The following is a 13,988-nucleotide window of genomic DNA, read 5'->3' as shown; positions in this document are numbered from 1 at the left end:
CTGTGACTCTCGCACCTGATATCGCCGCGTCGCGCTGGTTCAACACCAGCGAGTCGCTGACCCTGGCTGGGCTGCGCGGCCGGCCGGTCCTGCTGCACGCGTTCCAGATGCTGTGCCCCGGCTGCGTCGCGCACGGCACGCCGCAGACCCAGCGCGCGTTCGAGCTGTTCAAGCATTCCGACCTGCAGGTGATCGGGCTGCACACCGTATTCGAGCACCACGCGGCGATGACGGAGGTGTCGCTGGAAGCCTTCATCCACGAGTACCGGCTGACCTTCCCGATCGGCGTCGACGAGGCCGGCGAAGGCACGCCGATCCCGGTCACCATGCAGCGCTACGGCATGCAGGGAACGCCGACCAGCATCCTGATCGGCCGCGACGGCAACATCGTGCATCATGGCTTCGGACAGCAGAGCGACATGGCGCTCGGCGCGATCATCGCGGCCGAGCTTGCCGCGCCGCATGGCCGATAGCGGCCCGCCCCGGCTGCAACCCGGCTCACGCGACTGCGTTATGACGGCGTCGCGCAATGCGTGATAGCGTTCCGCCAACCAGAACCATCGCCTTGCGGGAGGATGTCATGAAAACCTATCAGCTTTACATCAACGGCCAGTATGTCGACCCCGCCAATGGCGAATGGTTCGACAGCATCGATCCCTATCGCGGCGAGGCCTGGGCAAAGATTCCGCGCGGCACCGCCGCCGACGCCGACAAGGCGGTGAAGGCCGCCAATGAGGCGATGTGGCGCGGCCCCTGGGCGAAGATGACGGCCTCCGCGCGCGGCAAGGTGATGCGCAAGCTCGGCGACCTCGTCGCGGCCAATGCCGAGCGCCTTGCCGAGATCGAGGTGCGCGACAACGGCAAGCTGATGGCCGAGATGCTCGGCCAGCTGCGCTACCATCCGGAGTGGTGGTGGTATTTCGGCGGGCTCGTCGACAAGCTCGAGGGCGGCCTGGTGCCGATCGACAAGGCGGAGACCTTCGCCTACACGACCCATGAGCCGGTCGGCGTCGTCGCGGCGCTGACCGCCTGGAATTCGCCGCTGCTGTTCGTCGCCTGGAAATGCGCCGCCGCGCTCGCCGCCGGTTGCGCCGTGGTCGTCAAGCCGTCGGAATTCACCTCGGCCAGCACGCTGGAATTCGCCGCGCTGACCAAGGAGGCCGGAATTCCCGACGGCATCTTCAACGTGGTGACCGGCTTCGGTCCCGAGGCCGGCTCCGCGCTGATCGCCCATCCGGGCGTCGCCAAGATCACCTTCACCGGATCGGACACGACCGGCGCAAAGGTCTACGAGACCGCGGCCAAGAGCCTGAAGCGCGTCTCGCTCGAGCTCGGCGGCAAGTCGCCCAACATCGTGTTCGAGGACGCCGACCTCACCGCCGCCGCGGCCGGCGCGATCTCCGGCATCTTCGCCGCCACGGGGCAGACCTGCATCGCTGGATCGCGCCTTCTGGTGCAGAGCTCGATCAAGGAGAAGTTCGTCGCGCGGGTGCTGGAGCTGGCAAAGTCCGCCAAGATCGGCGATCCCATGCAGTCAGACACCAATGTCGGCCCGATCACGACGCCGGCGCAGTACAAGAAGGTGCTCGACTATATCGACATCGCGAAAGCCGAGGGCGCGCGCTGCCTGCTCGGCGGCAAGCCGGCCTCCGGCGACGGCATCAAGGGCGGCCAGTTCGTCGAGCCGACCATCTTCACCGACGTCGACAACACCATGCGGATCGCGCGCGAGGAGGTGTTCGGGCCGGTGCTGTCGATCATCTCCTTCGACACCGAGGAGGATGCCATCCGGATCGCCAACGACACGATCTACGGCCTTGCCGCCGGGATCTGGACCAAGGATCTCGCGCGCGCCATCCGCGTGCCGAAGCAACTGCGCGCCGGCACCGTGTGGGTGAACACCTACCGGGCCATCAGCTACATGATGCCGTTCGGCGGCATGAAGCACTCCGGCGTCGGCCGCGAAAGCGGCATCGACGCGGTCCGCGAATATCAGGAGACCAAGAGCGTCTGGATCTCGACCGCGACGGACGTGCCGGCCAATCCGTTCGTGATGCGGTGAGTTTTCCGCACTGACATCGCTTGCTTCACCGCTCCCGGACGGACAGCGGTACGACGGCACCCGCGCGCCGAGCTGTCGCACTTGACGTGCAGGGTGGAGCAGCGATCATCAGCCCCACGGCACACGCCGAAGAGCGTGGCCGATACTTGGGGAGATTCGCCATGACGTTTCGTTACTCACGCGCAGTGTTCTGCGCGCTGATGCTCGCCACCGCCCAACCTGCCCTCGCCGACAAGAAATACGGCCCCGGTGTCACCGATACCGAGGTGAAGATCGGCCAGACCATGCCCTATAGCGGCCCGGCGTCCGCCTACGGCACCCAGGGGCGTCTCGAAGAGGCCTACTACGCGATGATCAACGCGAAGGGCGGCGTGAACGGCCAAAAGATCAAGCTGATTTCACTGGACGACGCCTATTCGCCGCCGAAGACCGTGGAGCAGACGCGACGCCTCGTCGAACAGGACGAGGTGCTGGCAATCATCGGTACCATCGGCACACCGACCAATTCAGCGATCCAGAAGTATCTGAACCAGAAGAAGGTCCCGCAGATCTTCATTTCGACGGGCGCGGCAAAATGGGACGACCCGAAGAACTTCCCGTGGACCACCCAGCTTTATCCACCCTACCAGATGGAGGGCATGATCTTCGCCAAATATCTGTTGAAGAACAAGCCCGACGCGAAGCTCGGCGTGTTCTCCCAGAACGATGATGCCGGAAAGGATTACGTCAAGGGGCTGAAGGATGGCCTCGGCGACAAGGCGAAGACGATGATCGTGAAGGAAGTGACCTACGAGGTTTCCGATCCGACGGTCGATTCGCAGATCGTCTCCCTGAAAGCCTCCGGCGCCGACACGCTGTTCACGATGGCGACGCCCAAGTTCGGCGCGCAGGCGATACGCAAGGTCTACGAGCTCGGATGGAAACCGCTGAACTACGTGGTCAGCGTCTCCTCATCGATCAAGGGCGTCATGGAGCCGGCCGGCATCGAAGCTTCGAAGGGATTGTTGACCGCGCTCGCGTTCAAGACGCCGACCGATCCCACCTGGGAGAGCGCGGCCGACGTGAAGGAGTTCAAGGAGTTCCTGGCAAAGTGGTACCCGCAAGGCGACATCGCCGACGGCAGCAACGTCACCGGCTACATCTCGGCCTATATGACGGTGAAGGTCATCGAGATGTGCGGCGATGATCTGACGCGCGAGAATTTGCTGAAGCAGGCAACCAACCTCAACAAGGTGGTTGCGCCGTTGCTGCTGCCCGGCATCGCTATCTCGACGCGGCCGGACCGCTATGCGCCGTTCACGCAGATGCAGATCGCAACGTTCGACGGCAAGAGTTGGGTGCCGCAAGGCGAGACCTTCAACACCGACGCGGCGGCCGGTCAGTGATGGCGACGCCTTTCGCGATACGGTAACTCTCCGCATCGTCATGAGCCGGGCAGCCGCCCGAAGGACGGCATCGCTTCGGCTTGCCTGTGCCCGGCCATCCACCGTCTTGCTTCAGGCCGAACCAAAAACGTGGATGCCCGGGACAAGCCCGGGCATGACGATTTCTGAAGGGACCGACGAAACCGCGGGCACGAAATTCCCGGCAGCAACCGCACCAGGGCTTGTGCTGCGCCCTACCCTTTCGCCGCGTTCGGCACACCGCCGAACAATTTCGCCTGCTCGGCGCGGCCGGCCTCGACGATGCGGGTGGTGGCGGTTTCGATCTGGTCGCGCAGGCGAGCCATGAACTCGTCGCGCGGCAATCCCGGCGGCAGCGGATCGAGGAATTCGACCACCAGCGTCCCCGGATAGCGCATGAAGGTGCGGCGCGGCCAGAACAGCCCGGAATTGAGCGCGATCGGCAGGCACGGCACGCCGCTCTCGGCATAGATCTGCGCGACGCCGGCCTTGTAGTTCGGCGCGGCACCGGGCGCGGTGCGGGTGCCCTCGGGAAAGATCACAAGTTGGCGGCCGAGCTTCACCTCGGCCGCTGCGCGCTTCAGCGTCTTGATCAGCGAGCGCGGGCCGCCGCCGCGCTCGACCGAGATCATGCCGACCTTCTTGAGGTACCAGCCGAACACCGGGATCATCATCAGCTCGCGCTTCAGGATGAACAGCGGATGCTCGAAGAAGCGCACCAGCGCGAAGGTCTCCCAGAACGACTGGTGCTTCGAGGCGACCACCAGCGGCCCGCTCGGAATCTTCTCGATCCCGCGAAACTCGATCCTGATGTTGCAGATCACGCGCATCAGGAACAGGCTGATGTTGGCCCACGCGGCTTCAAGCGCCATCAACGCCCCCCGCGGCAGCAGCAGCGCCGGCAGCGCGATGATGCAGATCGCCACCAGCACGAGATAGAACAGCACGTTGAAGATCAGCGAGCGCAGGAAGATCGAAGTCATGCTCAACGACTATCCTCTGTGAAATCATCAGTCATTCCGGGGCGCGAAGCGAACCCGGAATCTCGAGATTCCGGATATGGTGCTGGCGCACCATTCCGGAATGACGGTGCCTGATACATCAATTCGCCAGCGCCGTCGCCGGGCGGGGCGGCGCGGCAGCCGGCTCGGCGAGATCGGAGGTCAGGTCGAGGCCGAGACCGGCCAGCCGCACCCGCATCTCCGCGGCGACATATTTGGCGTATTCCGATAGCAAGAGACGGAACGTCGCGCCACTCGTCCACCACGGCTCGTCGCGCCATTTGTCGCCGACCACGGCGAACGGGATCAGCGTCACGTCGGGCATCGCATGTGACAGTTCCACGATCGCCCGCGGCATATGGTAGTTCGAGGTCACGACGATCAGCGACTTGAAGCCGCGCTCGCGCGCCCAGCGCCGCGTCTCCGCCGCGTTGCTGCGGGTGTTCAGCGCCGAGCGGTCGAGATCGACGCAGCAGCTCATCAGCCCCTTGCTGTCCGGCACAGAGCGGGAAATGTCGCTGGCGTCGTTGGTCGGATGCACGCCCGAGATCAGCAAACGCTTGCCGTAGCCGGCAGCCAACAGTTCCATGGCGTCGGACACCCGCGACGAGCCGCCGGTCAGCACCACGATGCCGTCGGCATTTTGTGGCGGGTCGGTCTCGACGCCGCGCAATTGCGAGAGGAAGCCGACAAAGCCGACCGCCGCGGCGACGAAGGCAAGCGCCAGCGGCGCGACGATGACGGCGCGCAGCCAGCCGCGCGGGCGCGCGGCAAAGCCATTCGGCGACGTATCGTCGGACTGCAAACTCATGTGATGCGGTTATCCTTCCCCCCGGGCGATTTTAAAGCATGATCCGGAAAAGTGGAAACCGGTTTTCCCCGGGACCAGGGCCGCGTGCATGCGCGCGAATTCACACTTGGGCGACGAAATGCAATCACGAGGCGGCGCCGTGATTTCGAGTTTCGCGGCGCCGTCAGTCGATGTCATCGAGCGTGGCAAACAGGGTGCGGCGCGATGCCCACGCGGTGATCGCCGCGATCAGCACTGCCTGCATCGCCAGCACCAGATAGCCGGACGGGCGCAGCGAGAACGTGCCGAGCAGGGCCGCGAACTGGTCGCCTACCGGCGTGCCGGAGAACCAGTTGGCGATCGACTCGGAGAAGCCGAACGCCAACATCGCCGCACCGCCGCCGATCAGCCCGCCTTCGAGGCCGAGCCGAAGGAAATGCCGCAGGAAGCGGTTGGCGATGAAGCTGTCGCCGGCGCCGACGAAATGCAGCACCTCGACGATCGGGCGGTTGGCGGCCATCGCGCCGCGGGTCGCGAACGACACCGAGATGATGGTTGCGATGATCACGAGGATGAGGATGCCGACGCCGGCGAACGTCGTGGCGCCGGTCATCGAGCGCATGCGCTCGATCCAGGCGCGGTGATCGTCGACGCTTGCGGTCGGCGCCGCCTGCGTCACCCGCGCGCGTAAGCCGGCGAGATCGAGCGTGGTGCCGGGCTGCACCCGCGCCACGATGACGCGCGGCACCGGCAGTTCGTCGATCGAGAGCCCGCTGCCGAGCCACGGCTCCAGCAGCTTGGCGGATTCCTCCCTGCTGAACGGACGGACCTCGAGAATGCCGGGCTGCGCCCGCATCGCGTCCACCGCGGCCTGCGCGTCGCGATCGAGGTCGCGGCCCGGCGAGGGGCGCACCTGGATGGTGATCTCGCTCGATACTTCCGACTGCCATTCGGCGGCTGACGCGCTGACCAGCAGCACGGTGCCTGTCGTCAGCGAGGCGAGGAAGGTCATGATCGCGACGACCGCGACCAGCGCACGGCCCGAGATCGAGGCACGCGGCACAATCGGCGACATGTTGCGCGCGGTGGCCGGGACCTGCGGGCGTTCGCGCCCGAGATCGACCAACGATACTTTCTCGTCGCCGCCTCTATTCATAGATGTGCAGCCGTCCCTGATGCAGCACCAGCCGCCTCGCCTCGTATTGATCCATCAGCGTGATGTCGTGGGTCGCTATGATGACCGCGGTGCCGGATTTGTTGAGCTCGATGAACAGCCGCAGCAGGCGGCGCCCGAGCGTCGGATCGACGCTGCCGGTCGGCTCGTCCGCCAACAGCAGTTGCGGCCGCGAGATCACCGCGCGCGCGATCGCGGCGCGCTGCTTCTCGCCGCCCGACAGGATCGGCGGCAGCGCATCCATGCGCTCGCCGAGGCCGACCCATTTCAAGAGATCGATCACCTCGCGGCGATAGCTCGATTCCTCGCGGCCCATCACGCGGAACGGCAGCGCGACGTTCTCATAGGTGGTCATGTGATCGAGCAGGCGAAAATCCTGCAGCACGATGCCGATCCGCTTGCGCAGGTCCGCGATCTGATCCTTGCTCAGCAGCGAGACGTCCTTGCCGAACAGATTGACCAGCCCGCGGGTCGGCCGCAACGACAGGAACAACAGCCGCAGCAGCGAGGTCTTGCCCGCGCCCGACGGCCCGGTGAGGAACTGGAACGAGTGCGCCGGGATCATGAACGAGAGGTCGCGCAAAATCTCCGGGCCGAGCCCGTAGCGCAGACCGACATTTTCGAACCGAACCAATGCGCTAGCTCCGTTCGAGAGGGCCGATGGCCCAATACCCCACACCGACGGCGAAGACGGCCCGAACCCCGGCCGAGCGCCCGCGAACCGCACAGAAAGCTTGTGCTTCGGTTATGGTTTCCGATTCGTTAACGGTCGCTAAGTAGCATCCGGGCATCCACACGGTGGAGATTCGGCCTCCATGCATATTGTTTGCCCGCATTGTACAACATCCTACGCCATCAATCCGGCCACCCTTGGCGAGGCCGGACGTACTGTCCGTTGTTCCCGCTGCCGGGAGGTCTGGCTGGCCCGGCCGGAGGACGCCATCGGGGCGACCGCGCCCACTCTGGCCTATCAGTCCGCCGGATCCGACCTCGCCGCCGAATGGGAGGCCATGGGCCGGGAGGAGGCTGACGCGACCCCGATGGTCGAGAGCCCCTCGATTTCGGCCGATTTGCCCGCCGAGGGCAGCGACGCCGCCACGGAATGGCCGGCGCTGGCCGAGGCGGATGCCGCGGCCCATGCCGACGCCGGGGACGCGGGAACCAGGGGCCGCTTCCGCCTGCCCCGGTTTCCCCGCCTATTCCGCCTGCCCGCCCTGCCCCGAATTCCGTTCATGCCGGTGATCGGCGCCCTGCCGACCACCTGCGGCGCCATGGCCGCGCTGATCATCGCGCTGTTCGTCTGGCGCAACGATGTGGTGCGGCTGCTGCCGCAGACCGCGCTGTTCTACAAGATGGCCGGGCTCGACGTGAATTTGCGCGGGCTCGCCTTCAAGGATCTCAAGATCACCAACGAGACCGTGGACGGCAAGCCGGTGCTGGTGATCGAGGGCATGATCGTCGGCCAGACCAGGAAGCCGGTCGAATTGCCTCGGCTGCGCTTCTCGGTCCGCGACGCCCAGGGCGCCGAAATCTATGCCTGGAACGCCGTGCTGGAGCAGCCGGTGCTCAATCCCGGCGAGCGGGCCTTCTTCAAGTCGCGCCTCGCCTCGCCGCCGCCCGAAGGCCGCAATATCGACGTACGCTTCTTCAACAAGCGTGATCTCACCGGCGGCCGCGCGTGAGCCGCCGGCCAACTCCATCGGGAACCGACCAATCACCATGACGCGTGTTCTGATCGCCGACGACGAAGACTCGATGCGCTCGCTGGTGGCGCGCGCCATCGCCATGGACGGCCACGAAACCGTGACCGCGCAGGACGGCGCCGAGGCGCTGGAGGTGCTGACGCGCGACGAAGGCGCGTTCGACCTTCTGCTCACCGACATCCAGATGCCCGTGATGGATGGCATCGCGCTGGCGCTGACCGCGGCGCGCGACTTCCCTGCGCTGAAGATCCTGCTGATGACCGGCTTCGCCCATCAGCGCGAACGCGCCTCCGGCCTCGAGGCGATCGTGCATGACGTGGTGACGAAACCGTTCTCGGTGGCCGATATCCGCACCGCAGTCGCGGACGCGCTGGCGGCGCGGAAGGCCGGCTAGTGTGCTGAATGCGAAGTTCGTGCGATTTCGCGGCAGCCACTTTCACGAACTTCGCATTCATAAAGCACACTAGAATCATAAGTTTGCTAGTGTCCTTATCGAATCCGAAGTTCGCCCCGAAGGTGCGGCCAATGATGCAAACTTCGGATTCGGGAAACTAGGGTTACGAGCTCAACTCGGAAAGCATGCCCGGGCGGTCAGCGTCACCGGGGACAGATTGAGAAATTGCGCAAATTGAAATGCATAACTCGCGCTGACCACGTTGCCGCAGGCTGACGTGGAATAGGTGAATGTCTGCGCCGGGAGCGTGAGGCCGAACGCCTGCTGCGCGGCGTAATTCGTGATGGCGCTGCCGCTTGGACAGAGCGTGCTGTTGACGGTCGCGCAACGCGCCGCCATTTCGGTGCCGTGCTGCAGCCCGAGCTGAGTCCAGAACAGCAGTCCGAATTCGATGATGCCAAATATGAACAGGAAGAACACGGGAGCGGTCAGGGCGAATTCCAGCGCGGAGGCTCCTCGATTGTCCCGCCATAGCGGTGTGAGTTTCACTGCAGCCTCGCAGTGGACTGGGCGCTATAGGTGTAGGTGGCCGCCACAATCTGATAATTGATCAGCGTGTAGTAGGTCCCTTGCGCCGAAACCATGGCATATGTTCCGGCCTGCGCGCCGCTGGGGCAGACCGCACCGCAACTGACGGTGCTGACCCCCGAACTGGTCGGGCACCCGCAAAACTGGTACGGCTTGGGCGAAGCATTGATGGCTGTGGAATTCGTGGCGGCTGTTACGGCGCTGGTGACGCCAGTCTCGTCAAAGCCGCGCACGATGGCGTATTGCGCTCCCGCCTGCGCGGCATTCTCGACCTGCATCTTGCGATAGAGCGCGAGTCCGATGTCGGTTACCGAGACGACCATCAGGGACAGCAACGGGATCATGATGCCGAATTCGATGGCCGCGACGCCGCCCCTGTCGTGAACGGCGGTGCGCACAAGCTGCATCAGAGAGAAAACCAATCGACCACGGCTGTTGGATGAGGATCTCTGGATTTGCATCGGGGCCAACCTCACTCGATGAGTTGCGCGGTTTGCGTGCCTATCGTCGCGGTGCCGAGCGCCGAACAATTGACCTGAAGGTTCGACGTGCCGCTGAACGTCAGCGTGTCCGCGATGATCTTGGTGCATGATGTGCTTGTGCCGTTACCACCGCCGAAGCTGAGGTCGGCCTTCGGCAGGTAGATGGCGCCGCCGAAGTTCTGGGTGGCACCACCCGTGAGATTAAAGGTAGTCCCGGCCGGCATGTTGCGGTCGCCATACATGACGATGCCCTTCGTGGAGCCGGAGGTCGGCGCCGTCAGATCGACGATGGCGTTGCTGCCGATCGAAGCCGTGCCCCACTTGCTTCCCGAGCCCGTAAAGACCAGGGTCACGCCGCTGCCCGTGATGGTGGCGTTGCCCGCGACGCTCAAGTTCGAGCCGTCCAGGTAATAGATGCCCGGATCGAGGTTCAGCGTTGCGCCGGCGTTCACCGTAATGCTGCCCGAGTAGCAGCCGGGGCTGAGAGAATTCGTCTTTCCGTTGGAATTGACCGTAATCTTGGCGTTCGTGCAGCTCGGCTTCGACGGCGGAGAGACGTTCGCATACGGGTCAGCCATTGGCTTCACATGCGTCTTGACGCCGTTGGTGGCGGTGATGTTGCTGGTGCCGGAGACGTCGCCGACGACGCCGACCTGATTGGCGGCGACCGTCGCGCTGCCGGCCACGTTGAGCGATGGGCTTGCACCCGAGTTGCTGTAAAGGTTGCACTTGATCAGGTTGAGCTGGTTGCCGCCGCTCACGTTGACCGCGGGACTGGCGCTGGCGTTGAGCGCAAGCACGCAGCCCGTCCCGGAATTCGGCAGGGCGACCGCGCGCGCGGTGACCGGCACCGGGGCCGAGCCGAACAAGGCTGATAGCAACCGCTGTTGCGGTTGGCTCACGATGACTTCGACCGCCTGCAGGTTCGACGTCTGACTGCCGGTCTTCGGCGGTTGATTCACCGTGACCGTGACGTTGTTCGCCCCGTTCGCGTAACCGTAGTTTGCCGTGACCGCATTGGCTTCGGACAAAAGGTCGGCGCCTGCACTTGCCGCCGTTGCGGCGCTCACCGCGCCGGAGTCGGCGGCACTCTGCATGTTCTTATGTTTGTAGTACCACCATCCCACTTCGGTACCGAGCCCTGCCGTGCCGACCAGGACCGGCATGAGCAGCGCTGAAATGATCACATAGCTGCCCGACTGGTCTCGAACGAATTGTCGAACCAAGCTGGTCTGATGTTGGTGCCGGCGAGTAATACCCAATGGCCGGTATGACGATGCAATGAATAAACGGCTGTGCCTCATGTGCTCTCCTGAGACGCTTGCCAATTTTCCGAAGTAAGGTGACGCAAGCGACTTAAATGCGCACCAACGGGAACCCGACAATTTTAGGAAAATTGTGCGAAACGGGCGGACGACACCCGGTCCCGATCGCACCCGATTGGAACGCGGGGCGCGTAGCCCGCAGAAGCTGACGTCTGCAGGCTTACGACCGTCGTGCATATTCCGCGTCATTCCAGTGGAAGCGCGGCATACAGGTCGCCGTGGCCGTTCGATTCAAGCGCCGATGTCTCGTGAGTAGGCACGAGCTTTCACGGATGACGACAGTCGAAGGACGAGGCGCTCAATAATCCTTCAGCAGCCGCTCGATGTAGTCGAGCTCGATCTGCGGCCGCGACGGATCGGCGAGGCGGCGGCGCAGCTCTTCGAGGATGCGGCGGACGCGCTGCACGTCGATCTCGCCGGGGATCTTCACCGTGTAGTCGTCGCCGAATTCCCGGCCGTGCAACGGGCGGCCGAGCGGATCGGTCTGGTTGCCGCCGCTCTGCTGGCGGCCGGCGCGGTTGCCGGGGCTGTCGCCCGGCTGGTCGCCATCGCCCTGCTGCATCGCGTCGGCGAGGCTCTGGGCGCCCTTGCGCAGCGCATCCAGCGCACGGCCCTGCGAATCCACCGCGCCGTCGGCATTGCCCTCGCCGAGCCGCCCGGAGGCATCGCCCATCGCGGAATCGGCCTGGTCGAGCCCGTCATCGCCGTCATCGCCCTGGTCGCCGCCTTGATCGCCCGGCTGCGCCTGGTCGCCCTTCTGACCCTGGCCTTTCTGGCCCTTCTGGCCGCGCTGGTCCGGTCCCATGCCGCGCTTGGCGAGCTCTTCCTGCAGCTTCTTCAGGCGATCGCGCAGCGCCTGCTGGTCCTGCTGCAGGTCGCCCATCGACTGCTCGCCCTGCTTGCCGCGCATGCGGTCGCGGCGGGAATCCTGGCCCTGCTTGAAGGTCTTGTCGCGCAATTGCTGCTGCTTGCGGATCATGTCGCCGAGCTCGTTGAGCGACTGCTGCATGTCGTCGTCGCCCTGATTGGGCTGCGCCATTTGCAGGTTTTCCAGCATCTGCTGCATCTGCTCGAGCAGCTGCCGCGCCGCATCCTTGTCGCCGGAGCGTGACAGCCGCTCCATGCGATCGAGCATGTTCTTGAGATCCTGCTGGCTCAGCACCTTGGCATTGGGATCGAGCGGCCGGGCGAGCTGCTGCGGATTGTTGCGGAACTGCTCGACCATCTGGCGGAGGAAATTGTCCAGCGCGGCGCGCAGATTGTCGGTGAGCTTCTTGATCTCCTCGTCGGTCGCGCCGCGCTCGAGCGCCTGCTTGAGCGCGTCCTGCGCCGCACGCAGCGCCTTGTCGACGTCCGAGATGTTGCCGTCCTCGATGGTGACGGCGAGCGACCACAGGCTGGCGACCACCTCGCGCAATTGGTCGTCGGTGCGCGCCGCCTCGAGCTGCCGGCTCACGGTGTGCAGGCCAAGGTAATAGCCGGTCTCCGGCATGAACATTTCGGGCGCGATCATCAGCGCCTCGAGCGCGGCGAACACCTGGCCGTTCTGATTGGCGTCGAGCGCCAGGATACGGCGCTGCTCGATCAGCGCGCGCGCCAGCGGCTTGGTGAACAGGCGCTCCGGCAGCCGCATGTTGAACGGCTCGCTCTTGCCCTCATTGCCGGCCTCGTCCTTGGCCGTCAGCGTCAAGGTCACGTCGGCGCCGGCATAGGGATCCTCACTGAGGTCCTTCACGGTCTGGCCGACGCCGTTGCGGGTGCGCGCATTCGGCAGCACCAGCGCGAATTGCGGCGGCTCGAACAGCGGTCGCGGCTGCGCCGCCTTGCCGTCGGCATCCTTCTTGCCGTCGGCCTCCTTCGGCGCATCGGTCGGCCGCACCGCGAATTGCGCGCGCGCTTCGCTGACGCCGTAATCGTCCTCGAGCCGGTAGGACATCTGCAGCGCGCCGCGCGCCTGCCGCTCCGGATCCTTGGCGAGCGCAATCGACGGCGGGCGGTCCGGCGTCGCGGTGAATTTCCACTGCGGCTGGCCGGCCGGCGCACGGACATGCGCGGTGCCGTCGCCGGTGATCTTGAAATGCCGCTCGTTGGTGCCCTTGGGCGCCTGCCCGTCCGGCGCGACCTCGGTAACACCGCCACCGACGACGACGTCGATGCTGCCGCCGCTGGAGCGCACCAGGAGCGTGCTGCCGGCCGGAACCGCGAGCGGGGTGGTGTCCGCCGCGTTGGCGTCCTTGTTGGCGTTGGACAGAATGATCGGCGGCTTGCCGGTGTAGTTGGGCGGCGTCACCCAGGCATCGACCCGGACATTGGCCGGCGCCATGATGCCGTTCCAGTCGAATGCGGAGGCGACCCGCAGGCCGCGCTCGTCGCCGGCGGCGACATAGCTCGCGACCAGCATCACGATGACCAGCGCGCGCAGCGCCCAGGGATCATGCAGCGACACGCGCGGCCGCGGCAGCCCGGCGCGGATGCGCTTGATCGAGGCCAGCGTGCGCTCGCGCTGCGCCTGCCACAGCGCCAGCGCAAACGGGTCCTTGTTGGTGAGCGTGTCGGAGAGCGTGGTCGCCGGACGATGGCGAATGCCGGCGCCGCGGTCGAGCCGGCTCAGGCCCTCCTCGCGGCTCGGCCAGCGGAAGCGCACCAGCGGCGACAGCGCCGCGAGCGCGGCAATCGCGAACAGGCCGGCGCCGGCCACGCGTGCGACAAACGGCAGCACCAGCCACAGCCCGGCCCAGGACGCGACCAAGAACAATCCTGCGACCGTCAGGAACCGGGCCAGATGCGGCCAGGCCCGTTCCCACCCAATCGCGAACCTTGCCCGCTGCAGAGCCTCTGTCAGTTTCAGCCGCGCGATCGCATCGCTGTCGCGGACGGCGCGTGACGGGTCAGAGGGGTCGATGTTGGCTCCGCTCAATAAAATCTCCGGGGTAGCCGGCAGGTCAGCCTAGCACGGCGGCGACTTTGAGGCACCCGTTCCAGGCAGTAACCCACACCGGGAAATACGCATAACACGAAGGCGTGACTGCGGCGGTTCGACCCCGTAACGTCCCGGCCGAACCATCG

At 65.4% G+C, this 13,988-nt stretch carries 13 protein-coding genes; 5 read left to right on the top strand and 8 right to left on the bottom strand.

Annotated features, from left to right (window positions below):
• Window positions 1-2 precede the first annotated feature (2 nt).
• The 3 genes from ACVIYL_RS13865 (at window position 3) to ACVIYL_RS13855 (ending at window position 3,447) form a co-directional block, all read left to right on the top strand.
• The gene (locus ACVIYL_RS13865; protein ID WP_456778849.1) at window positions 3-473 is read left to right on the top strand and encodes a peroxiredoxin family protein; all 471 of its coding nucleotides are present in this window, start codon (window positions 3-5) and stop codon (window positions 471-473) included.
• A 107-nt stretch (window positions 474-580) separates the two neighbouring features.
• Window positions 581-2,062, top strand: coding sequence for an aldehyde dehydrogenase (locus ACVIYL_RS13860; RefSeq protein ID WP_456778848.1), 1,482 nt, complete (start codon window positions 581-583; stop codon window positions 2,060-2,062).
• Window positions 2,063-2,223: 161 nt separating this feature from the next.
• On the top strand, window positions 2,224-3,447 hold the full coding sequence (locus ACVIYL_RS13855; RefSeq protein ID WP_456778847.1) for an ABC transporter substrate-binding protein: 1,224 nt from the start codon (window positions 2,224-2,226) through the stop codon (window positions 3,445-3,447).
• Between the two features lie 233 nt (window positions 3,448-3,680).
• Here ACVIYL_RS13855 and ACVIYL_RS13850 read toward each other — a convergent pair whose 3' ends face one another.
• The 4 genes from ACVIYL_RS13850 to ftsE form a co-directional block, all read right to left on the bottom strand.
• Entirely contained in the window at window positions 3,681-4,448 is a 768-nt protein-coding gene (locus tag ACVIYL_RS13850) for a lysophospholipid acyltransferase family protein (RefSeq protein ID WP_456778846.1), read from the bottom strand.
• A gap of 118 nt (window positions 4,449-4,566) precedes the next feature.
• Window positions 4,567-5,277: a YdcF family protein gene (locus tag ACVIYL_RS13845; RefSeq protein ID WP_456778845.1), complete on the bottom strand. Its 711-nt coding sequence runs from the start codon at window positions 5,275-5,277 to the stop codon at window positions 4,567-4,569.
• Between the two features lie 163 nt (window positions 5,278-5,440).
• Entirely contained in the window at window positions 5,441-6,412 is a 972-nt protein-coding gene (locus ACVIYL_RS13840) for a cell division protein FtsX (RefSeq protein WP_456778844.1), read from the bottom strand.
• Entirely contained in the window at window positions 6,405-7,064 is a 660-nt protein-coding gene (gene ftsE / locus ACVIYL_RS13835) for a cell division ATP-binding protein FtsE (protein ID WP_076865300.1), read from the bottom strand. The genes ACVIYL_RS13840 and ftsE overlap by 8 nt, the downstream gene beginning before the upstream one ends.
• Window positions 7,065-7,245: 181 nt before the next feature.
• On the opposite strand from ftsE, the gene ACVIYL_RS13830 reads away from it, so the two are divergent.
• Window positions 7,246-8,112 carry an MJ0042-type zinc finger domain-containing protein gene (locus ACVIYL_RS13830; protein ID WP_456778843.1) on the top strand — a complete coding sequence of 289 codons (867 nt, stop codon included), beginning with the start codon at window positions 7,246-7,248 and terminating at the stop codon, window positions 8,110-8,112.
• 37 nt (window positions 8,113-8,149) lie between these two features.
• Complete coding sequence (locus ACVIYL_RS13825; RefSeq protein ID WP_016845302.1) at window positions 8,150-8,527, top strand: response regulator; 378 nt, start codon at window positions 8,150-8,152, stop codon at window positions 8,525-8,527.
• A gap of 171 nt (window positions 8,528-8,698) precedes the next feature.
• Here the strand turns inward: ACVIYL_RS13825 and ACVIYL_RS13820 are convergent, their stop codons facing one another.
• The 4 genes from ACVIYL_RS13820 to ACVIYL_RS13805 form a co-directional block, all read right to left on the bottom strand.
• A complete protein-coding gene (locus ACVIYL_RS13820) occupies window positions 8,699-9,076 on the bottom strand; it encodes a TadE/TadG family type IV pilus assembly protein (protein ID WP_225164603.1) in 378 nt (125 codons plus the stop codon).
• A complete protein-coding gene (locus tag ACVIYL_RS13815) occupies window positions 9,073-9,522 on the bottom strand; it encodes a TadE/TadG family type IV pilus assembly protein (RefSeq protein ID WP_456778842.1) in 450 nt (149 codons plus the stop codon). The genes ACVIYL_RS13820 and ACVIYL_RS13815 overlap by 4 nt, the downstream gene beginning before the upstream one ends.
• A gap of 65 nt (window positions 9,523-9,587) precedes the next feature.
• Window positions 9,588-10,901, bottom strand: coding sequence for a pilus assembly protein TadG-related protein (locus ACVIYL_RS13810; RefSeq protein WP_456778841.1), 1,314 nt, complete (start codon window positions 10,899-10,901; stop codon window positions 9,588-9,590).
• A 319-nt stretch (window positions 10,902-11,220) separates the two neighbouring features.
• Window positions 11,221-13,839, bottom strand: a complete 2,619-nt coding sequence (locus ACVIYL_RS13805; protein ID WP_168857835.1) for a TIGR02302 family protein — start codon at window positions 13,837-13,839, stop codon at window positions 11,221-11,223.
• Window positions 13,840-13,988: the final 149 nt, after the last annotated feature.

The sequence above is a fragment of the Bradyrhizobium sp. USDA 3315 genome, assembly GCF_054056795.1.
This window is presented reverse-complemented; position numbering and strand designations above follow the sequence as displayed.

What these genes read in the sequence shown, in the direction of transcription:
- ACVIYL_RS13860 (WP_456778848.1), top strand. Translation starts at nt 581, where the DNA reads ATGAAAACCTATCAGCTTTACATCAACGGCCAGTATGTCGACCCCGCC.
- ACVIYL_RS13855 (WP_456778847.1), top strand. Translation starts at nt 2,224, where the DNA reads ATGACGTTTCGTTACTCACGCGCAGTGTTCTGCGCGCTGATGCTCGCC.
- ACVIYL_RS13850 (WP_456778846.1), bottom strand. Translation starts at nt 4,448, where the DNA reads ATGACTTCGATCTTCCTGCGCTCGCTGATCTTCAACGTGCTGTTCTAT.
- ACVIYL_RS13845 (WP_456778845.1), bottom strand. Translation starts at nt 5,277, where the DNA reads ATGAGTTTGCAGTCCGACGATACGTCGCCGAATGGCTTTGCCGCGCGC.
- ACVIYL_RS13840 (WP_456778844.1), bottom strand. Translation starts at nt 6,412, where the DNA reads ATGAATAGAGGCGGCGACGAGAAAGTATCGTTGGTCGATCTCGGGCGC.
- ACVIYL_RS13830 (WP_456778843.1), top strand. Translation starts at nt 7,246, where the DNA reads ATGCATATTGTTTGCCCGCATTGTACAACATCCTACGCCATCAATCCG.
- ACVIYL_RS13825 (WP_016845302.1), top strand. Translation starts at nt 8,150, where the DNA reads ATGACGCGTGTTCTGATCGCCGACGACGAAGACTCGATGCGCTCGCTG.
- ACVIYL_RS13815 (WP_456778842.1), bottom strand. Translation starts at nt 9,522, where the DNA reads ATGCAGCTTGTGCGCACCGCCGTTCACGACAGGGGCGGCGTCGCGGCC.
- ACVIYL_RS13810 (WP_456778841.1), bottom strand. Translation starts at nt 10,901, where the DNA reads ATGAGGCACAGCCGTTTATTCATTGCATCGTCATACCGGCCATTGGGT.